This is a genomic window from Streptomyces sp. NPDC020299, from assembly GCF_044387825.1.
Classification (GTDB): domain Bacteria; phylum Actinomycetota; class Actinomycetes; order Streptomycetales; family Streptomycetaceae; genus Streptomyces.
Genome location: NZ_JBIRWL010000014.1, coordinates 135,370 through 154,733, shown reverse-complemented (window position 1 = coordinate 154,733; position 19,364 = coordinate 135,370). Strand labels below are relative to the sequence as shown.

Here is a 19,364-nt window from a genome sequence, read left to right as displayed (position 1 = left end):
GAGCGCCCGGCGGTTGCACCGGCCCTCAGGACAGCCACGCCTTCCACGTGGACGTGTGGCTGTCCACCCACTTCTTCGCCGCCGCCTCGGGGGTCAGCTTCTGGTCGGCGATCAGGAGGGAGACCTCGTTCTGGTCCTCGGTGGTCCACTTGAACTTCTTCAGGAAGGCGGCTGCCTTGCCGCCCGACTTGGCGAAGTCGGCGTTGAGGTACTTCTGCAGCGGGGTGTGCGGGTAGGAGCAGGCGACCTTCGCCGCGTCCGCGTCGCAGCCCTCCTTGTACGGCGGGAGCTTCACCTCGGTCATCGGGACCTTCTTGAACAGCCACTGGGGTGAGTACCAGTACGTCAGGAAGGGCTTCTTCTCCTTGGCGAACTGCCGCATCTGGGTGATCTGGGCGGCCTCGGAGCCGGCGAAGACGACCTGGTAGTCCAGCTTGAGGTTGTCCACCAGCGCCTTGTCGTTGGTGACGTAGGACGGGGAGCCGTCCATGAGCTGGCCCTTGCCGCCGCTCTCCGGGGTGCGGAAGAGGGAGGAGTACTTGTTGAGGTTCTTCCAGTCGGTGATGTCCGGGTGCTGCTTGGCGAGGTAGGTGGGGACGAACCAGCCGATGTGCCCGGTCACCCCCAGTCCGCCGCCGCGCGCGATCGTCTTCTTGTCGTCGACGTACCGCTTCTCCTGGTCGGGGTGGCCCCAGTCCTCCAGGATCGCGTCGACCCGGCCCTGGCTGAGCGCGTCCCAGGCGGGGACCTCGTCGACCTGGACGGTGTCCACGCGGTAGCCGAGCTTGTGCTCCAGCAGGTACTGGGCGACGGCCACGTTGGACTGGGCGCCGACCCAGGACTGCACGGACAGGGTGACCGTCTTCGACCCCTGCGCGTTGGCGAACGGCGAGGCCTGCTTGGTCATGTCGGCGGCACCGCACCCGGTGAGCAGCGACAGCGCCGCCGCGCCGGAGGCGATGAGGGCCGCCTTGCGGTTCAGGCTCATGTCACGCTCCCTTCGTCGCGCGGCGTTCGACGGGCTGGGTCACCCGGTCCAGGACCAGGCCGAGGCAGACGATCGCCGCGCCGGCCACCAGACCGGTCGCGAGGTCGCCCTGGGCGAGGCCGAAGGCCACGTTGTAGCCGAGGGCACCGCCGCCGACCAGACCGCCGATGATGACGACGGCCAGGACCAGGACCACACCCTGGTTGAGGGCCAGCAGCAGCGACCGGCGGGCGAGCGGAAGCTGCACCTGCCACAGCTGCTGGCGGCCGGTGGCGCCGAGCGAGCGGGCCGATTCCAGCGCGGCCGGGTCGACCTGGCGCAGGCCCTGCGCGGTGATCCGTACGACGGCCGGCAGGGCGTAGACCACGGCCGCGGCGACGGCGGGGGCGCGGCCGACGCCGAACAGGGCGACGACCGGGATCAGGTACACGAACTGCGGCATGGTCTGGAAGACGTCCAGGACCGGGCGCAGCGCGCGTTCGAAGCGGTCGCTGCGGGCGGCGGCGATACCGGTGGCGAAGCCGAGCACGAGGGTGACGGCGACGGCCGCGAGGACCTGCGAGAGGGTGTCGAGGGAGGGTTCCCACACGCCGAGCACACCGATCGCGGCCATCGCGAGCACGGCGGTCAGCGCGGTGCGCCAGGTGCCGATCACCCAGGCCAGCGCGGCCACGATCAGCAGCACCGACCACCAGGGCAGCCACTGCAGACCGGAGCGCAGCGGGTCGAGGACCCAGGTGGTGAAGTGCCCGGCCCAGTCCGCGGTGCCGCCGACGACCGGGACGCCGGTGTAGAGGTGCGCGGTCATCCAGTCGACGGCCCGGTTGACGGGCTGGGCGATGTGCAGGGTCCAGGCGTCGGGCCAGTCGACGCGGCCCAGGAGACGGGCGGCCAGCGCGACGGCCACGGTGCCGGCCGCGGCGTACAGCCAGCCCATGGTCCGGGGGCCGGAGGTGCCGTCCCCGGCCTCGCCTTCGCCGGCCGCGCAGGTGACGCGGTCCAGGACGACGGCGAGCAGCACGATCGGGATGCCCGCCGCCAGGGCCGCGCCCACGTCGACGGAGGCCAGCGCCTGGTAGACGCGGTCGCCGAGGCCGCCGGCGCCGATGACCGAGGCGATGACCGCCATGGACAGCGCCATCATGATCGTCTGGTTGAGGCCGAGGAGGAGTTCCTTGCGGGCCAGCGGGATGCGCGCGGTCAGCAGCCGCTGCCGGCCCGTCGCGCCGAGCGAGTCCACCGCCTCCAGCACCTCGGGGTCGGCGCCGCGCAGGCCGAGCGCGGTGAGGCGGGCCATGGGCGGGGCGGCGTAGACGACGGTGGCGAGGACCGCCGCCGGGACGCCGATGCCGAAGACCAGCACGACCGGGAGCAGGTAGGCGAAGGCCGGGAGCACCTGCATGGTGTCCAGGACCGGGCGCAGGGCGCGGTTCAGGCGGTCGGAGAGTCCGGCGCTCAGACCGAGCAGGAAGCCGACGCCCACGGAGACCAGTACGGCGATCACCATCAGCGCGAGGGTCTGCATCGTCGGCACCCACATGCCGAGCACACCGCAGGCGAGGAACGCGGCGGCCGTGCCCAGCGCGAGCCGGAGCCCGGCGACCCGCCAGGCGACGAGCGCGCCGAACGCGGTGACTCCGGCCCAGCCCGCGGCGAGCAGGGCGAGGTACACGGCGCGCACGGAGAGCACGACCGCGTTGCTGATGTAGCCGAAGAAGTACAGGAACAGCGGGTGGCTGTCCCGGTTGTTGATGACCCAGTCACTGGCACTGGAGAGCGGCTTGGCCAGGTCGACGGTGAGCGTGTGGGGCCATGCGGCGCTCGTCCAGCGGGCGGCGGCCAGGGGGGCGAGGACGGCCGCGGCCAGGGCGAGCAGGAGAAGTTTGTGGGTGGCGCGGTGTTTGAGGATGCCGGGGAGGGCGAGACGTGGAGCGCTCGCGGTGACGGTTGCCATCAGACGACCTCCGCGCCGGCGTCGGCGGGCGGCGACTGCGGCCGGCGCTTCGGGAGGGCCGTCCGCTGCCGGGCGCGTGCGGCCAGCTGGGCGGCACGGCCGCCCGCGGGCGCGGGGTTGCCGGCCACGAACCCGAGCAGTGCGTCGGCGTCCACCACTCCGAGGCACCGCCCCTGGTCCACCACGCACGTCGTCCTGCCGTCGGCGGCCACGGCCTTGATCGCGTCGGCGACCTTCATGTCCGGCGGGAGCGCGCCCGGGTGGTCCGGGCCGCCGCAGTCGCCGGGACGCATGGCCGAGCGGACGGTCATGACCTGTTCGCGCGGCACGTCCCGGACGAACTCGCGGACGTAGTCGTCGGCCGGGGAGCCGACGATCTCCTCGGGGGTGCCGAGCTGCACCACGCGGCCGTCGCGCATGAGGGCGATGCGGTCGCCGAGTTTGAGGGCCTCGGTGAGGTCGTGGGTGATGAAGACCATCGTGCGGCCCTCCTCCCGGTGCAGGCGGACCACCTCGTCCTGCATGTCGCGCCGGATCAGCGGGTCGAGGGCGCTGAACGGCTCGTCGAAGAGCAGCACCTCGGGGTCGACGGCGAGGGCGCGGGCGAGGCCGACGCGCTGCCGCTGGCCGCCGGAGAGCTGGGCGGGCCGGCGCTTCTCCATGCCCTTCAGGCCGACCTTGTCGACGACCTCCTTGGCCCGGGCCCGGCGTTCGGCGCGGCCGACGCCCTGGATCTCCAGTCCGTAGGCCACGTTGTCGAGGACCGTGCGGTGCGGGAGCAGGCCGAAGTGCTGGAAGACCATGGCGGCGCGGTGGCGGCGCAGCTGGCGCAGCCGGGTGCGGTCCATGGAGCGGACGTCCTCGCCGTCGATGGCGATGGTGCCCGAGGTCGGTTCGATCAGCCGGGTCAGACAGCGCACCAGGGTGGACTTGCCGGAGCCGGACAGGCCCATGACGACGAAGACCTCGCCCTTGCGGACGTCGAAGGAGACGTCGCGGACGGCGGCCGTGCAGCCGGTGCGGGAGCGCAGTTCGGCGGGCGGGAGGCCGGTCAGCTCGGGGTCGTCCGGGACGCGGTCGGCCTTGGGGCCGAACACTTTCCACAGACCGTCCACCGCGAAGACGGGGGCGTCGTCGGTGGGCGGCTTGCGGGTGGCGGGGGTCATGGGTGTGGTGGTCATCGCGCACCACCTCCGATCAGGTCGACGGCTTTCTCACCGACCATCAGCACCCCGATCATCGGGTTGACGGCGGTCATGGTCGGGAACACGGACGCGTCGGCGATGCGGATGCCGTCGAGGCCGCGGATCTTCAGTTCGGGGTCGACGACGGCGAGTTCGTCGTCGACGGCACCCATGCGGCAGGTGCCCGCCGGGTGGTAGACGGTGTGCGCGACCTTGCGGGCGTACTCGCTGAGCTCGGCGTCGCCGAGGATCTCCGGGCCCGGGCACACCTCGCGCTTCAGCCAGCCGGCGAGGGGTTCGGTCTTCGCGATCTCGCGGGCGATGCGGATGCCGTCGACGAGGGTGCGGGCGTCGTAGTCGTCCTCGTCGGTGAAGTAGCGGAAGTCCAGGGCGGGCTTGACCGACGGGTCGGCGCTGGTCAGGTAGAGGCGGCCGCGGCTCTTCGGCTTGGGGATGTTCGGGGTCATCGAGACGCCGAACTCAGGGCGTTCGTAGCCCAGGCGTTCCGGGTTGTCCGTGAAGGGGACCTGATAGAAGTGGAACATCAGGTCCGGGCCCGCGTGTTCGGGGTCGCGGCGCACGAACAGGCCGGCGTCGGAGTCCATCGCGGAGTTCTCGGGGATCGGGCCGTTCGTCTCCCAGACGATCACCGACTCGGGGTGGTCCAGGAGGTTCTCGCCGACGCCCGGCAGGTCGTGGGCGACGGGTATGCCGAGCCGTTCCAGGTCGGCCTTCGGGCCGATGCCGGAGTGCAGCAGCAGGCGGGGCGAGTCGACCGCGCCCGCGCACAGCAGGACCTCGGTGCGGGCGCGTACGAGGATCTCCTCGCCGTCCTTGGTGCGTACGTGCACGCCGCGGGCGTGGTTGCCGTCGAGCTCCAGCTTGTACGCCCAGGTCTCCAGCAGGATCGTCAGGTTGGGGCGCTCGTCCATCACCGGGTGCAGATAGGCCACGGAGGCGCTGGAGCGCTTGTTGTTCTCGGGGTGGTAGGCGAGATCGAAGAATCCGGTGCCTTCGGTGAAGGGCTTGCGGTTGAAGCCTTCGACCTTGGGTACCCCGAGTGCGGACCGGGCGGCGTCGACGAAGTCGCGGGCGATGGCGTTCCGGTCGTTCTCGTCGACGGGGACGATGTTGTTGAGGAGGCGGGCGTAGTAGGCCTCCATGGGGACGGGGCCCCAGCCCTTGGCGCCTGCGGTCTCCCACTCGTCCCAGTCGGAGGGCAGGGGCTTGAAGGCGATGAGGGTGTTGTGGGAGGAGCAGCCGCCGAGGACGCGGGCGCGGCTGTGCCGGATGTGGGAGTTGCCGCGCGGCTGTTCGGTGGTGGGGTAGTCGTAGTCGAGGTCGCCGCCGAGGAGGCCCATCCACCGGCGCAGGGTGAGGACGTCGTCGCGGCCGACGTCGCTGGGGCCGCCCTCGATGACGGCGACGGTGACGTCCGGGTTCTCGGTCAGGCGGGAGGCGATGACGGAGCCTGCCGTGCCGCCGCCGATCACGACGTAGTCGTAGACGTGGGGACTGTCGGACATGGGGCTGCTCACTCCAGGTGGGGGCGCTCGGGGGAAGTCGGGGGTGGGGGGGTCGGGAGGCGGGCGGTCGCGGTGGGTCTGGTCCCGGTGGGGGGCGGGAGGTCAGCCGGCGAACCAGCGCACCGGCTTCGGCGCCAGGTTCTGGTAGACGTGCTTGGTCTCGCGGTACTCGGCGAGTCCGGCGGGGCCCAGTTCGCGTCCCACGCCGCTCTTGCCGAAGCCGCCCCACTCCGCCTGCGGCAGGTAGGGGTGGAAGTCGTTGATCCAGACGGTGCCGTGCCGCAGCCGTCCGGCGACGCGGCGGGCGCGGCCGGCGTCGGCGGTCCAGACGGCGCCCGCGAGGCCGTACTCGGTGTCGTTGGCGAGGAACACGGCCTCGTCCTCCGTGCGGAAGGTCTCGACGGTGAGGACCGGGCCGAAGACCTCCTCCCGGACGACCTTCATCTCGCGGTGGCAGCGGTCGAGGACGGTCGGCTCGTAGAAGTAGCCGGACTCGGGGCGGGTGTCGCTCGGCCGGGGCCGCTTGCCGCCGGAGCGCAGCACGGCGCCCTCGGAGAGGGCGGATTCGACGTACGCCTCCACCTTGTCGCGCTGCTGTACGGAGACGAGCGGGCCGCATTCCACGCCGTCCTCGGTGCCCCGGCCGAGGCGGATCTTCTCGGCGCGGCGGACGAGTTCGGCGACGAAGCGGTCCCGGACGGACTCCTCGACGATGAGCCGGCCGCCGGCCGAGCAGACCTGGCCGCTGTGAATGAAGGCGGCGTTGAGGGCCTGGTCGACGGCGGTGTCGAAACCCTCGTCGGTGGCGCAGGCGTCGGCGAAGACGACGTTGGGGTTCTTGCCGCCGAGTTCGAGGGCGACCTTCTTCACGCTCGGGGCGGCGGCCTGGGCGACCTTGGTACCGCTGGCCAGGCCGCCGGTGAAGGAGACCAGGTCGACGTCGGGGTGCTCGGCGAGGCGGGCGCCGACGGTGTGGCCGGGGCCGGTGACGATGTTGGCCACACCGGCCGGGAGCCCGGCCTCCGCCAGCAGCTCGATCAGGGCGATGGTGGTCAGCGGGGTGATCTCGCTGGGCTTGACGACGAAGGTGTTGCCGGCGGCGAGCGCCGGGGCGATCTTCCAGCTGGCCTGGAGGAGGGGGTAGTTCCAGGGGGTTATCAGCGCGCAGACGCCTATGGGCTCGTGCACGACGACGCTGTGGATGTCGGGCGAGCCCGCGTCGACGACCCGGCCGGGGGCCTCGCCGGCGACGAGGTCGGCGAAGTACCGGAAGGCGTCGGCGACACAGTCGATGTCGACGCGGCCCTCCTCGACGGTCTTGCCCGCGTCCCGGCTCTCCAGCAGGCCGAGTTCCTCGCGGTTGCGTACGAGGAGGTCGGCCACCCGGCGCAGCAGGGCCGCACGCTCGGTGACCGGTGTGCGGGGCCACGGCCCCTCGTCGAACGCGCGGCGGGCCGCGGCCACGGCGGCTTCCGCGTCCTTCTCGTCACCCTCCGCGACCACGGCGAAGGGCAGGGCGTCCGCGGGGTCGAGGATCTCCCGGGTCGCGCCGGAGACCGCATCCAGCCACTCGCCCCCGGCATGGATGGTCGCCCGTGCCTGTCGTTCGGTTGTCGTCGCCATGCTCGCTGTTGCCTTCCGTTCCTGTTCAGCTCCGGTGTGTCACACACGTGTCACTCTCGGGGACCGTGTCCGCCTGCCCGGACCTTCGGATTGCATGCGCAATCGGTGGCCGAAAGTGCGCTGCATCACTGAAGATGCGGTCAAAGGCGGACAAGGCGGGCAGTGGAATGGCGCGGCAGGGATCAGAAGTCGGCATGCGGCGACGCCGTAGATCGACCTCCGGACCGGGACGGCCTGCCCCAGGTGCCGGGTGCACTCCGCGATCAGGTTGGCCCGAGACGCAGCCGGGTGACTCATCGCTACGGGTGGTGCACGCGGCGCGGCTGTCGGCGCCGCCTCGGCGACCGCCTCCCGGACGCGCGTGCGCGACCGTGCCACGGCGTCCCGCCACGGCCCGTAAAGCCGCTCGGGGTGTCCGAGACGGCCGGTACGACACCGGTACACCAGACGTCGAGGGCGACCCGGCCGAGGAGAAGACGCCTGGCTGGGCTCCTCGGTCCCGCTGCGCGACTTCGACCGCCTACGGCCTGCCCACCGCCCACTCGGCCATCAACTCCCGTACGCAGGCGCGCAGCCAGGCGTGGGCCGGGTCGGCGTCGTGGCGGGGGTGCCAGGCCAGGCCCAGGGTGAGTGCCGGGAGGGGCAGCGGCACCTCGAAGGTGACCAGGCCGAGGGCGGCGGCCAGGGGCAGGCTCCAGGAGCTGACCAGGCCGACCAGGTCGGTGTCGCGCAGGACGAAGAGCGAGGCCGGGAGGGTGCCGACGGTGCCCACCACCCGGCGTTCCAGGCCGAGTTCGGCCAGCGCGGCATCGATCGGGCCGTGCAGCCTGCCGCGCCGCGAGACGATGAGGTGACTGGCCCCAGCGGCGAACCGCTCGGGTGTCAACTCCCTTTCGAGCAGCGGGTGTCCGGCCCGCACGACCCCCACCATCCGGTCCTCGCACAGGCTTTCCACGTGCACCTCGGGTGTGGCCGTGTCGATCGCCCCGACCTCCAGGTCGGCCGTGCCCTGGCGCAGGAGCGGCGCGTCCGTGTGGCTCTCGGCGAGGAAGCGGATGCGGATGCCGGGGGCCTCCTCGGCGGCCCGGGCGAACAGGGTCACGCCGAGCGAGGCGGCGATCGCGTCGGGGCCGAGGATCGTGAAGGTGCGGGAGACCGTGCGCAGATCGGTGTCGCGGCCCGGCGCGAACAGGGCCCGGGCCCGCTCCACCACCGCGCTCACCTCGGCGCGTACGGCCAGGGCGTGCGGGGTGGGCACCATCCGGCGGCCGGCACGGACCAGTACCGGGTCCCCGAGCGCCTTGCGGATGCGGCCCAGGGTGCGGCTCATCGCGGGCTCGGAGAGATGCAGACGGCGGGCGGCGCCCTGGACGCTCTGTTCCTCGAGGAGGACGTCCAGCGCGAGGAGCAGGTTCAGATCGATCCCGGCCGGTGAGTCCACGGATGTCACGGGCTTCACGGAATTCACGGATTGCGTCATGCGCAATTATCCCTTGCGAAGGTTGCACTGGAAAGCAGGCAATCGCCGAGCCTACGGTGACAAGGCAACCCACACCACCCACCGAGCTCCCGGGAGGAGCCGTGCCCTCGCACGCCCTGAAACGCCCGACCCTGCTGGCCCTGTGCGCCTGCGTGCTGGTCGCGCAGAGCATGGTCGCCGCCATCAACCTCCTCATCCCGCAGCTGAGTTCCTCCTCGCTGCACCCCTCGCACAGCGAGGTCCTGTGGACGGTCGACGCCTACGTCATCGCCTTCGCCGGACTCCTCATCCCGGCGGGCGCGCTGGGCGACCGGTACGGCCGCAAGGGCGCCCTGCTCGGCGGCCTGGCCCTGTTCGCGGCGGGCGCCGGCACCAGCGCGCTCGCGACCGACCCGGCCGTGCTGATCGCCGGCCGCGGCCTGTCCGGGGCCGGGGCGGCGCTGATCACCCCGGCCACCCTGTCGATCCTGGTGCACCTGGCCGCCCCGGAGCACCGCGCCCGCACGCTGGCCTCCTGGACCCTGGCGATGGGCCTGGGCGGCGCCGCGGGCAACCTCGGCGGCGGCCTGGTCGGCCAGTTCCTGTCCTGGCGGGCCCTGTTCGCCGTGATGGTCCCGCTGGCCGCACTCCTCGCCCTCGCGGTGGCCGTCACCACCCCGCGCACGGACCGCGCCGCGCGCAGCAACCTCGACCCCCTCGGCACCCTGCTGCTCACGGCGGGCCTGGTCGCGGTCCTCTTCGGCATCATCGAGGGCCCGGCCCACGGCTGGACCTCCGCGCGCATCCTGGGCGCCTTCGCGGCGGGCGCACTGCTCGTCGCCGCCTTCACCACCCACGCCCTGCGCTCACCCGCGCCGCTCTTCGACCCCCGCGTCTTCGTCTCACCCCGGCTGCGCTCGGCCACCCTCGGCACGGCCACCGGCTTCTTCGGCCTGTTCTCCCTCTTCTACGTCAACTCCCAGTACCTGCAAGAGGTCCACGGCTTCGGCGCCGCCCTCACCGGCGTCGCGATCATGCCGCTGACCGTCGGCATGGCGCTCGTCCCCAAGCTCGCCGCCCGCTGGGCGAGCCACCCTCGCCCGGTCGTCGGCACCGGTCTCGCCCTCATCGGCCTCGGACTGCTCGGCGCGTCCACCGCCGACGCGGGCACGCCGTACTGGACGTGGGCCTGCTGGCTGCTGGTCATCTCGGTCGGCACCGGGCTATCCATGCCCGCTCTGACCCTCGGCGTCGTCTCCTCGCTCCCGCCCCACCAGGCGGGCCTGGGCTCCGGACTCGGCACCTCGGCCCGGGAGATCGGCGCGGCCCTCGGCGTCGCGGTCACCGGCACGGTCCTCTCCTCCCACACCGACCTGGCCGGCGGCATGGGCCCGGCCCTGCGCACGGTCGCCCTGGTGGTGCTGGCGGCGACGGCGGTCGTGGTGGCCGGGTACGGCGGACGGAGCGGATCGCGCACTATCGCGTCCGGGCCGGAACGCGTACTATCGCGTTCCGCGCGCTCCTGAGCCCCGCTTCGCCGTCCGGTCGCCTCGCCCTCCTCCTGGAGCCTTCATGCCCGCCCTGCTGAACCCCGTCCTCGACCTGCTGATGCTGCGCGGAACCGTCACGGCCGCCGACCGGATCGCCGCCCGGATGCGCCGGCTGCGTGTCGAGGGCGACGCGCTCGCCGGTCTCGAGGTGCGGCCCGGGCAGCAGGTGCGGGTGCTGGTCGGCACCGGGCTGACCCGTCGTACGTACTCGGTGTGGCGCTACGAGCCCGCCGGCGCGGTCGAGTTGTGCGTGCTGGACCATCCGGGGGCGGGGCCCGGCGCGCGGTGGGGGCGGACCGCCGAGGTGGGCGACCAGGTGCGGCTGGGCAAGCCGGAGGGCTCCTTCGTACTGCGCCCGGACGCCGCGCACCACGTCTTCGTCGGGGAGGAGACGGCCTCCGTCGCCTTCGGTCCGATGCTGGCCGCGCTCCCCGCCGGCGCGCGGATCACGGGCTGCGTCGAGACGGACACGGCGGCGGACCGCCTGCCGCTGACCCACGCCGACCGCCTCGACTGGCTGGAGAGAGGCGGCACTTCGCTCCCGGAAGCGGTGCGGCGGCTCGCTCCCGAACCCGGCGGCGTCGCGTACGTCGCCGGGGAGGCGCGGACCGTGCAGGCGGTACGGAAGGTGCTCGTGCGGGAGGCGGGCTGGGACCGGCGGTCGGTCCTCACCAAACCGTTCTGGGCGCCGGGCAGGCGCGGTCTGGAGTGACGGCTACGACGGCTAGGACGGCCAGGACGGCTACGAACAGGACTCGCCGGCCGGGCAGAAGGACGACACCGCGGTGGTGAGCGGCGCGCGGACCAGGCCGGAGGACAGGCTCTCCGGTCCGCTGGAGCGGATCGCGAACAGCGTGCCGTCGGCGGCCTGGAAGCGGTGGTCGATGACCTGGCGGGCACCCTTGTCCTTGTCGTCGTAGCGGTACGTCAGCTCGGACCAGGTGTCTGAGGACGTGCGGTCGTGGGCCTCGTAGCCGGGCTGGTGCGAGTAGCCGTAGACGGAGTCGTTCTCGGCGAGGTCCAGGGACTCGGCGGGGCTGGACTCGGACAGTTCGAAGATCTGGAGCTGACGGCCGTCGGACGGGGAGTCGTAGTACACCACCATGGCCTTCTCGCCCTGCTGCTGCCGGCGTTTCCAGCCCTCGGGGACGTCGAGGGTGTAGCCGACGGGGTCGTGGGCGAGGCGGTAGCCCTTGGGGGCCGACGGGGACTGGAGCGTCGAGCCCGAGGCGGTCGACGCGGGCGGCGAGGTCTTGTGGGCCGGGTCGGAGACGCTGGTGTCGGGTCCGGGGCCGGACTGCGTGCCGGTTCCGCCGCCGCCATGGTCGCGGCCGAGATACCAGACCGCCAGGAAGGAGCCCGCCGCGACCAGGACCATCACGGTGACCAGGACGGCCAGGCGGCCGGTGGCGCGCGGGGGTGCGGGGTGCGGCGGGGCGTAGGCGGGTGTGGCCGGTGGCGGCGTCCAGGCCGGTGGCGCGGGTGGCCGGGCCGGGGGCGGGACGGGGGCCGGGGGGCCGCCGGCGTAGGGCGAGCCGCCGGCGTAGTGGCCGGACGATGCCCACGGGTGCGGCGGCGGGGGCACATCGCCGTACTGGTACCGCTGCCGGTCGGCGGCCGGGGGCGCGGGGTCCGCCCACGGTGGGGGCGACTGGGCGGTCTGGGTCTGCGCCGAGGCCCACGGCGGCGCGGGGTCCGGCTCACCGGCGGCCCAGGGCGCCTGGCCCGACTCCTCGCCCGGCTCGTGCTCAGGCCCGTCCTGACTGCTGCGTCCGCTCATGGCGAACCCCCCGAATCACCGTACAAGTGCGCTGCTCCGACGGTAGCGGCGAAAACGGGCGCGGGCCCCCTTCCGGAAGAAACCGGCAGGGGGCCCGTACGGGAAAAGGCGCGTGGCTCAGATGAGGCCGAGGCCGCGGACCGCCTCGCGCTCCTCCTCGAGCTCCTTGACGGAGGCGTCGATGCGGGCGCGGGAGAACTCGTTGATGTCCAGGCCCTGGACGATCTCGTACGTGCCGTCCTTGGTGGTGACCGGGAAGGAGGAGATCAGGCCCTCCGGGACGCCGTAGGAGCCGTCCGACGGGATGCCCATGGAGGTCCAGTCGCCATCGGCGGTGCCGTTGACCCAGGTGTACACGTGGTCGATGGCGGCGTTGGCGGCGGAGGCGGCCGACGAGGCACCGCGGGCCTCGATGATCGCGGCGCCGCGCTTGGCGACGGTCGGGATGAAGTCCTCGGCCAGCCACTTCTCGTCGTTCACGGTCTCGGCGGCGTTCTTGCCGGCGACCGTGGCGTGGAAGATGTCCGGGTACTGGGTGGCGGAGTGGTTGCCCCAGATGGTCAGGCGCTTGATGTCGGCGACCGTGGTGCCCGTCTTCTTCGCGAGCTGGGTCAGCGCGCGGTTGTGGTCGAGGCGGGTCATCGCGGTGAAGCGCTCCGCCGGTACGTCCGGGGCGGCGGCCTGGGCGATCAGCGCGTTGGTGTTGGCCGGGTTGCCGACGACGAGGACCTTGATGTCGTCCGCGGCGTGGTCGTTGATGGCCTTGCCCTGCGGCTTGAAGATGCCGCCGTTGGCGGAGAGCAGGTCGCCGCGCTCCATGCCCTTGGTGCGGGGCCGGGCGCCGACGAGCAGGGCCACGTTGGCGCCGTCGAAGGCGACGTTCGGGTCGTCCGAGATGTCGATGCCCTTCAGGAGCGGGAACGCGCAGTCGTCCAGCTCCATGGCCGTGCCCTCGGCGGCCTTCAGCGCCGGGGTGATCTCCAGCAGACGCAGCTTGACCGGCACGTCCGCGCCGAGCAGCTGGCCGGAGGCGATGCGGAAGAGCAGGGCGTAACCGATCTGGCCGGCCGCGCCGGTGACGGTGACGTTCACGGGAGTGCGGGTCATGGCGTTCTCCGTATGACAGCTGGCGGTGGGGCGTCCCTGCCCCGGGTGGGACGTGCAAATGATCGATCTCTTGGTATCAAGAGAGATCCAGCGGTCAGGCTATCGCGCATCCGGGATCACGAACGGCCGGGGCCCGTGTGGCCCACCCCACAGGTCGCCGTACCGCGTGCCGCTGCCGCCTCTGCCGCCGCGCGCGAACCGAAAAGGCGGCCGCCTGCCTGTCCGGGAGAGGAGGAACAGAGACGGCCGCCGATCGGGGGACCGTGGCCGGACTCCCGTGGGGGTACGGTTCGCGTGCCCGGAATTCCGGCGGGCATGCGTGCCACCCTGAATCTTTTCTTCCGGACTACTTCGTGCACCCCCGCCGCCCCGAAGCCAGCGTCACGCATGCCTTCACCGTGGCGGCGTCGGGTACGGACGTCATCGGGGTGTAGGCTATCGTGTCCCCCTGCCGGGTGACGGACCCGGTCTCCTTGTGGGAACCCGCGCTCACCTGCACCGTGTCCCCCGGTGCGGCACCGGTGATGCGCCCCCATGCCGCCCGGCACGTCTTGCTGTAGCGGACCTCCACGACCGTGTTGCCCACGGCGGCGGTCTTGACGGTGCTGACGAGATCGCCGCTGCAGCCCATGTTCTCCGCGTCCTTGCCGGTGCAGTCGCCGCCCGCGCACTTCACGCCCGCGGGCAGGTCATGGTGGGTGGTGGCGGACGGGGAGGGTGACTCGGCCGCGCCCTTGTCGCTCTTGCCGCCGCCGGCGTCGTCGGTGAGGAAGAAGACCGCGGCGATGACTGCGAGCGCGGCGAGGGCGCCCGCGAGGAACATCGTCAGCCGTCGTCTGCCCTCCGTGGGGCCGCCGGGCTGCCGTGGGTGCTCCCCGTGCGAGCTGTGTGAGCCCTGCGAGCCGTACGAGCCCTGCGCCGCCCTGCCGTTCGGGGCGCGGCCGTTCCCGGCGGCCTCCCGCGCGTCCGCGTCCGGCGCCGTCGGCTGGGGCGGGATCGGGGGCGGAAACGTGGGCGACACGCCCGCGGGACCCGCGATGCCCGGGGTCACGGTCGCGCTGCCGCCCAAGCGGGCGGCCCTGGTCCCGCCGCCCCCGTTCACCGCGGGCGGCCCGAACTCCCCGAGCGCGGCCCGCGCCTGGGAGATCCGGCTCGCCTCCATGGTCATGTCGTGGCGCATCTCCGAGCGGCTCCAGGCACGCTCGGCCAGCTCCCACATGGTGGTCAGATGAACGAGATCGGTACCCGTCACCTCGGCGAGCGCGACGACCGCGCCCTTGGGCGCGAGAAGCCGGCCGCCCAGATAACGCTCCCAGGACGTCCTGCTGTAGCCCGTGCGGTCGGCCAGCGCCGCGATGCTCATCCCGCTGCGGTCCACCAGCCGCCGTAACTGGCCCGTGAACTCCTTCACCTGCGGATCGAGCTCGTCCGGCAAGGCTTTCCAACGAGGCATCGGTTCCCCCCTCCGGTCCCCGTTCCGGCTACCGACAGGGACGTCCGATTGGGCACGTTAGCCCGGTTGTATGACTACTTCGCGGCATATCCCCGAAGTAGTCACCCGAACGGGCCACGTGGAGTAGGGAGGCGACGTACGGCGAGGCCTAGTGGGTCAGCGTGAAGTGCAGCGTGTCCTTCAGGACGGGGATCTCCAGCAACGGCTTGGGCTGGGCCATCAACGCCAGGAGGACGATCGCCGCGCCGAGTACGCCGTAGGTGACTATGTCGGTGAAGCGGGAGCGGACCGCCAGCATGCCGACGCCGGGCAGCACCCAGCGCAGCGCGGCGCCCGCGAGCAGCGCCGAGCCGACCATCAGGGTGCCCAGCCGGAACAGGTCGAACGCCGTCAGCAGCAGCCCGAGCGCGACCAGGGCGGTCACGGCGATCATCGGCCACTGCCGGGCCGGCGCCGGCGCGTCGCCGGAGGCGGCCCGACCGCCGCCCTCGGGCCGCGCGGTGTCCCGGGTGAACAGCGGGAAGCGGCGCGTGACCCGCTTCGGGTGCCCCTCGGCGTCGGGCGCGCTGATCGCGTCCCGGACGGTCGGCTCCGCGCTGTCGCGGTCGTCCCGGGTCTCGCGGGCCTCGTGGGTCTCGTGGGTGTCCTCAGCCGGCACTGCGCTCCGCCGCCTCGACCACGTTGACGAGCAGCTGCGCGCGGGTCATCGGGCCCACGCCGCCCGGGTTCGGGGAGATCCAGCCGGCCACCTCGGCGACTCCGGGGTGCACATCGCCGACGATCTTCCCCTGGGCGTCGCGGGAGACGCCGACGTCGAGGACGGCCGCGCCCGGCTTGACGTCCTCGGGCCGGATCAGGTGGCCCACACCGGCGGCCGCGATGATGATGTCGGCCCGCTTCAGGTGCGCCGCCAGGTCCCGCGTGCCCGTGTGGCACTGGGTCACCGTGGCGTTCTCGCTGCGCCGGGTGAGCAGCAGCGGCATCGGGCGGCCGATGGTCACACCCCGGCCCACGACCACGACCTCGGCGCCCTTGATCTCCACGCCGTGGCGGCGCAGCAGGGTGAGGATGCCGTTGGGGGTGCAGGGCAGCGGGGCCGGCTCGTTGAGGACGAGACGGCCGAGGTTCATCGGGTGCAGGCCGTCCGCGTCCTTGTCCGGGTCCATCAGCTCCAGGACGCGGTTCTCGTCGATGCCCTTGGGCAGCGGGAGCTGGACGATGTAGCCGGTGCAGGCGGGGTCCTCGTTCAGCTCCCGGACGACCGCCTCGATCTCCTCCTGCGTCGCCGTGCCGGGCAGCTCGCGCTGGATGGAGGCGATGCCGACCTGGGCGCAGTCGCGGTGCTTGCCGGCTACGTACTTCTGGCTGCCGGGGTCGTCCCCGACCAGGATCGTGCCGAGGCCGGGCGTGACGCCCTTCTCCTTCAGCGCCGCCACGCGGGCGGTCAGATCGGACTTGATCGCGGCTGCGGTGGCCTTGCCATCGAGAATCTGGGCGGTCATGGTCCCATCCTCGCGGATGACGGCCCCCCTGTTCCAATCCGGGTTCGGATCCGGGTTCGGATCCGGGGCCCCTGGGACGGTTTGCGGCTACCGCCGCCCATGTCCGACCTTGATCGATGATGTTGCACTTGCACAACACATCGCGAATGCGGCTGGACAAGTAAGAGCCTGCTAAAGAACGATGAGTAGACAGTGCCGCGGGCAGTACCGGGGGGACGGACCGCATCTGTAGAACTTTCCTCCGCACCGTGCCGCGTCGTCCCCGCACGTGAAGCAACGGAGGAAACACCGGCCATGAGCTTCGGCGACCCCAACAACCCCTACGGCCCGCCCCAGGGCCAGCAGCCCCCCGGTTACCCGCCCCAGCAGCCGCCGCAGGGCCAGCCGGGCTACGGCTACCCGTCGGCTCCCCCCGCGCAGCCCGGCTACGGCTACCCCGCCGCCCCGCCGGTCCCGCAGGGCTACGGCTACGGCGCCCCGATGGAGATGCCGGGCCTGATCAAGACCGCCCGGGTGCTGCTGTTCATCCTGGCCGGCCTCCAGTTCCTGGCCGGCCTCGGCATCGGCGTCGTCGCCGGTGCCGCGCAGGACGCCTCCAACGGCATCGGCTCGGGTGACGACACCAGCACGGCGACCGGCCTGCTCATCTTCTTCGCCCTGCTGATGCTGGCGCTGGGCAGCCTGTCGATCTTCCTGGGCGTGAAGTTCAAGAACGGCGGCAGCGGGATCCGTATCACGACGATCGTGTACGCGTCCCTGATGCTGCTCGGCAGCCTGGTCAACATCACGCGGGGCGCGGGCGGTTCGGGCACCTTCGGCGGTGTCGTCTCCCTCGCCTTCGCCGGCATCATCCTCGCCTCGATGGTGAACAGCGCGGCCTCGGCGTGGTTCAACCGTCCGAAGTTCTGAACCCGGCGGACCACCGGCACACACCAAGGGCCGTGTCCCACCCCGCGTGAGGGGGGACACGGCCCTGGCGCGTCGCCGGACGAGGGTCCGGATCCGGATCAGTGGAAGAAGTGGCGCGTGCCGGTGAAGTACATCGTCACGCCCGCCTTCTTCGCGGCCTCCACGACCAGTTCGTCGCGGACCGAACCGCCGGGCTGCACCACGGCCTTGACGCCTGCCGCGGTCAGGATCTCCAGGCCGTCCGGGAAGGGGAAGAACGCGTCGGAGGCGGCGTACGAGCCCTGGGCGCGCTCGGCGCCGGCCCGCTCGACGGCCAGCTTCGCGGAGTCGACCCGGTTGACCTGCCCCATGCCGACGCCGACCGAGGCGCCGTCCTTGGCGAGCAGGATGGCGTTGGACTTCACCGCCCGGCACGCCTTCCAGGCGAAGGCGAGCTCCCTCAGCTCCTCGGCGTCGAGCGCCTCACCGGTGGCGAGCGTCCAGTTGGCCGGATCGTCGCCGTCGGCCTGGAGGCGGTCCGTCACCTGGAGCAGCGCGCCGCCGTCGATGGGCTTGACCTCGGCGGGGTGGGAGGGTGCGGCCGGGGCCTTGAGCACCCGGATGTTCTTCTTCTTGGCGAGGGCTTCGAGGGCCCCCTCCTCGTAGTCCGGCGCGACGATGACCTCGGTGAAGATCTCGGCGACCTGCTCCGCCAGCTCCTTCGACACCGGACGGTTGACCGCGATCACACCACCGAACGCGGACAGCGGGTCGCAGGCGTGCGCCTTGCGGTGCGCCTCGGCGACGTCCGCGCCGACCGCGATGCCACAGGGGTTGGCGTGCTTGATGATCGCGACGCAGGGCTCGTCGTGGTCGTACGCGGCACGACGGGCGGCGTCCGTGTCCGTGTAGTTGTTGTACGACATCTCCTTGCCGTGCAGTTGCTCGGCCTCGGCGAGACCCGTGCCAGTGCCGTCGACGTAGAGCGCGGCGGGCTGGTGCGGGTTCTCGCCGTAGCGGAGGGTGCTCTTGCGCTTCAGGGTGGCGCCGAGGAAGTCGGGGAACTGCGAGTCGTCGAGGGGCGCGTAGGAGCTCGCGAACCAGCTCGCGACCGCGATGTCGTACTCGGCCGTGTGCCGGAAGGCCTCGGCGGCCAGCCGCTTGCGGGTGGCGAGGTCGAAGCCGCCGTCGGTGGCCGCGGCGAGGACGTCCGCGTACCGGGCGGGGCTGGTGACCACGGCGACGGAGGGGTGGTTCTTGGCGGCGGCGCGGACCATCGAGGGGCCGCCGATGTCGATCTGCTCGACGCACTCGTCGGGCGAGGCGCCCGAGGCGACGGTCTCGCGGAACGGGTAGAGGTTGACGACGACGAGGTCGAACGGCTCCACGCCCAGCTCGGCGAGCTGCTCGCGGTGGCTGTCGAGGCGCAGGTCGGCGAGGATGCCCGCGTGGACCTTGGGGTGCAGGGTCTTGACCCGGCCGTCGAGGCACTCGGGGAAGCCGGTGAGCTCCTCGACCTTGGTGACGGGGACTCCGGCGCCGGCGATGCGTCCGGCGGTGGAACCGGTCGAGACCAGCTCGACACCGGCCTCGTGCAGCCCGCGGGCCAGCTCCTCCAGGCCGGTCTTGTCGTAGACGCTGACGAGCGCCCTGCGAAGGGGCCGCTTGTTGCTCTCGGCGGTCACTGGATAACTACCTTTCGTCCCTCGATGCGATAGCCGTTGCGGGCGATCCGCCCCACGACCTCGACGAGCAGCCTTCGCTCGACTTCCTTGATGCGCTCGTGCAGAGCGCTCTCGTCGTCCTCGTCCCGGACCTCCACCACGCCCTGGGCGATGATCGGTCCGGTGTCGACGCCGTCGTCGACGAAGTGGACGGTGCAGCCGGTGACCCTGGCGCCGTACGCGAGCGCGTCCCGCACGCCGTGGGCTCCCGGAAAACTGGGCAGCAGGGCGGGATGGGTGTTCACGAACCGCCCGCCGTACCGCGCGAGGAACTCCTTCCCCACGATCTTCATGAACCCGGCGGAGACGACGAAGTCGGGCCGGTGCGCGGCGACGGCCTCGGTGAGGGCCGCGTCCCACTCGGCCCGGCTCGCGTGGTCCTTGACCTTGCACACGAAGGTGGGAAGCCCGGCGCGCTCGGCGCGGGCGAGCCCTGCGATGCCCTCCCGGTCCGCGCCGACGGCCACGACCTCGGCGCCGTAGGCCTCGGGGCCGACGCGGTCGATCTCGTCCAGCAGCGCCTGGAGATTGGTGCCGGATCCGGAGACCAGCACGACGAGGCGCTTGGCCACGGGCTTGGCGGCCACGGCGGGGCCCTTTCTCGAAGAAGCGGTTGTACGGACGGC

The 19,364-nt window shown here is 72.2% G+C and carries 16 protein-coding genes; 3 read left to right on the top strand and 13 right to left on the bottom strand.

The window, feature by feature from the left end:
* Nucleotides 1–25 precede the first annotated feature (25 nt).
* From ACH45E_RS31630 to ACH45E_RS31605, 6 genes are all read right to left on the bottom strand, one after another.
* Entirely contained in the window at nt 26–988 is a 963-nt protein-coding gene (locus tag ACH45E_RS31630) for an ABC transporter substrate-binding protein (protein WP_361448172.1), read from the bottom strand.
* 1 nt (nt 989) lies between these two features.
* Nucleotides 990–2,942, bottom strand: coding sequence for an ABC transporter permease subunit (locus ACH45E_RS31625; RefSeq protein WP_361448169.1), 1,953 nt, complete (start codon nt 2,940–2,942; stop codon nt 990–992).
* Nucleotides 2,942–4,123: a glycine betaine/L-proline ABC transporter ATP-binding protein gene (locus tag ACH45E_RS31620; protein ID WP_361448166.1), complete on the bottom strand. Its 1,182-nt coding sequence runs from the start codon at nt 4,121–4,123 to the stop codon at nt 2,942–2,944. The genes ACH45E_RS31625 and ACH45E_RS31620 overlap by 1 nt, the downstream gene beginning before the upstream one ends.
* Complete coding sequence (locus ACH45E_RS31615; RefSeq protein ID WP_361448163.1) at nt 4,120–5,652, bottom strand: GMC oxidoreductase; 1,533 nt, start codon at nt 5,650–5,652, stop codon at nt 4,120–4,122. The genes ACH45E_RS31620 and ACH45E_RS31615 overlap by 4 nt, the downstream gene beginning before the upstream one ends.
* A gap of 102 nt (nt 5,653–5,754) precedes the next feature.
* Complete coding sequence (locus tag ACH45E_RS31610) at nt 5,755–7,275, bottom strand: aldehyde dehydrogenase family protein (RefSeq protein ID WP_361448160.1); 1,521 nt, start codon at nt 7,273–7,275, stop codon at nt 5,755–5,757.
* Nucleotides 7,276–7,795: 520 nt separating this feature from the next.
* Nucleotides 7,796–8,755, bottom strand: coding sequence for a LysR family transcriptional regulator (locus tag ACH45E_RS31605; protein ID WP_361448157.1), 960 nt, complete (start codon nt 8,753–8,755; stop codon nt 7,796–7,798).
* A 101-nt stretch (nt 8,756–8,856) separates the two neighbouring features.
* On the opposite strand from ACH45E_RS31605, the gene ACH45E_RS31600 reads away from it, so the two are divergent.
* Together ACH45E_RS31600 and ACH45E_RS31595 are read left to right on the top strand one after the other, a co-directional pair.
* Nucleotides 8,857–10,260, top strand: coding sequence for an MFS transporter (locus tag ACH45E_RS31600; RefSeq protein ID WP_361448154.1), 1,404 nt, complete (start codon nt 8,857–8,859; stop codon nt 10,258–10,260).
* Nucleotides 10,261–10,306: 46 nt separating this feature from the next.
* Nucleotides 10,307–10,996: a siderophore-interacting protein gene (locus ACH45E_RS31595; protein WP_361448151.1), complete on the top strand. Its 690-nt coding sequence runs from the start codon at nt 10,307–10,309 to the stop codon at nt 10,994–10,996.
* A gap of 30 nt (nt 10,997–11,026) precedes the next feature.
* Here ACH45E_RS31595 and ACH45E_RS31590 read toward each other — a convergent pair whose 3' ends face one another.
* The 5 genes from ACH45E_RS31590 to ACH45E_RS31570 all read right to left on the bottom strand — a co-directional run bounded on the left by ACH45E_RS31590 (nt 11,027) and on the right by ACH45E_RS31570 (nt 16,126).
* The gene (locus tag ACH45E_RS31590) at nt 11,027–12,064 is read right to left on the bottom strand and encodes a hypothetical protein (protein ID WP_361448148.1); all 1,038 of its coding nucleotides are present in this window, start codon (nt 12,062–12,064) and stop codon (nt 11,027–11,029) included.
* A 117-nt stretch (nt 12,065–12,181) separates the two neighbouring features.
* Entirely contained in the window at nt 12,182–13,171 is a 990-nt protein-coding gene (locus tag ACH45E_RS31585) for a malate dehydrogenase (protein ID WP_361448145.1), read from the bottom strand.
* A gap of 346 nt (nt 13,172–13,517) precedes the next feature.
* Nucleotides 13,518–14,624 carry a DUF2690 domain-containing protein gene (locus ACH45E_RS31580; RefSeq protein ID WP_361448142.1) on the bottom strand — a complete coding sequence of 369 codons (1,107 nt, stop codon included), beginning with the start codon at nt 14,622–14,624 and terminating at the stop codon, nt 13,518–13,520.
* 148 nt (nt 14,625–14,772) lie between these two features.
* Nucleotides 14,773–15,282 carry a DUF3017 domain-containing protein gene (locus tag ACH45E_RS31575; RefSeq protein ID WP_399041950.1) on the bottom strand — a complete coding sequence of 170 codons (510 nt, stop codon included), beginning with the start codon at nt 15,280–15,282 and terminating at the stop codon, nt 14,773–14,775.
* Nucleotides 15,272–16,126 (bottom strand): bifunctional methylenetetrahydrofolate dehydrogenase/methenyltetrahydrofolate cyclohydrolase, encoded by an 855-nt coding sequence (locus ACH45E_RS31570; protein WP_361448139.1) that lies wholly within the window; start codon nt 16,124–16,126, stop codon nt 15,272–15,274. The genes ACH45E_RS31575 and ACH45E_RS31570 overlap by 11 nt, the downstream gene beginning before the upstream one ends.
* Before the next feature lie 294 nt (nt 16,127–16,420).
* Here ACH45E_RS31570 and ACH45E_RS31565 point away from each other — a divergent pair, with 294 nt between their 5' ends.
* On the top strand, nt 16,421–17,035 hold the full coding sequence (locus tag ACH45E_RS31565) for a hypothetical protein (RefSeq protein WP_361448136.1): 615 nt from the start codon (nt 16,421–16,423) through the stop codon (nt 17,033–17,035).
* Between the two features lie 98 nt (nt 17,036–17,133).
* On the opposite strand, the gene purH is transcribed toward ACH45E_RS31565, so the two are convergent.
* Both purH and purN read right to left on the bottom strand, forming a co-directional pair.
* A complete protein-coding gene (purH, locus tag ACH45E_RS31560; protein WP_361448133.1) occupies nt 17,134–18,699 on the bottom strand; it encodes a bifunctional phosphoribosylaminoimidazolecarboxamide formyltransferase/IMP cyclohydrolase in 1,566 nt (521 codons plus the stop codon).
* On the bottom strand, nt 18,696–19,325 hold the full coding sequence (gene purN, locus ACH45E_RS31555) for a phosphoribosylglycinamide formyltransferase (protein WP_361448130.1): 630 nt from the start codon (nt 19,323–19,325) through the stop codon (nt 18,696–18,698). The genes purH and purN overlap by 4 nt, the downstream gene beginning before the upstream one ends.
* Nucleotides 19,326–19,364: the final 39 nt, after the last annotated feature.

Excerpts from the sequence above, each read along its gene's own strand:
- ACH45E_RS31630 (WP_361448172.1), bottom strand. The coding sequence starts at position 988 with ATGAGCCTGAACCGCAAGGCGGCCCTCATCGCCTCCGGCGCGGCGGCG.
- ACH45E_RS31620 (WP_361448166.1), bottom strand. The coding sequence starts at position 4,123 with ATGACCACCACACCCATGACCCCCGCCACCCGCAAGCCGCCCACCGAC.
- ACH45E_RS31605 (WP_361448157.1), bottom strand. The coding sequence starts at position 8,755 with ATGACGCAATCCGTGAATTCCGTGAAGCCCGTGACATCCGTGGACTCA.
- ACH45E_RS31570 (WP_361448139.1), bottom strand. The coding sequence starts at position 16,126 with ATGACCGCCCAGATTCTCGATGGCAAGGCCACCGCAGCCGCGATCAAG.
- ACH45E_RS31590 (WP_361448148.1), bottom strand. The coding sequence starts at position 12,064 with ATGAGCGGACGCAGCAGTCAGGACGGGCCTGAGCACGAGCCGGGCGAG.
- ACH45E_RS31615 (WP_361448163.1), bottom strand. The coding sequence starts at position 5,652 with ATGTCCGACAGTCCCCACGTCTACGACTACGTCGTGATCGGCGGCGGC.
- ACH45E_RS31625 (WP_361448169.1), bottom strand. The coding sequence starts at position 2,942 with ATGGCAACCGTCACCGCGAGCGCTCCACGTCTCGCCCTCCCCGGCATC.
- ACH45E_RS31610 (WP_361448160.1), bottom strand. The coding sequence starts at position 7,275 with ATGGCGACGACAACCGAACGACAGGCACGGGCGACCATCCATGCCGGG.
- ACH45E_RS31565 (WP_361448136.1), top strand. The coding sequence starts at position 16,421 with ATGAGCTTCGGCGACCCCAACAACCCCTACGGCCCGCCCCAGGGCCAG.
- ACH45E_RS31585 (WP_361448145.1), bottom strand. The coding sequence starts at position 13,171 with ATGACCCGCACTCCCGTGAACGTCACCGTCACCGGCGCGGCCGGCCAG.
- ACH45E_RS31580 (WP_361448142.1), bottom strand. The coding sequence starts at position 14,624 with ATGCCTCGTTGGAAAGCCTTGCCGGACGAGCTCGATCCGCAGGTGAAG.
- ACH45E_RS31595 (WP_361448151.1), top strand. The coding sequence starts at position 10,307 with ATGCCCGCCCTGCTGAACCCCGTCCTCGACCTGCTGATGCTGCGCGGA.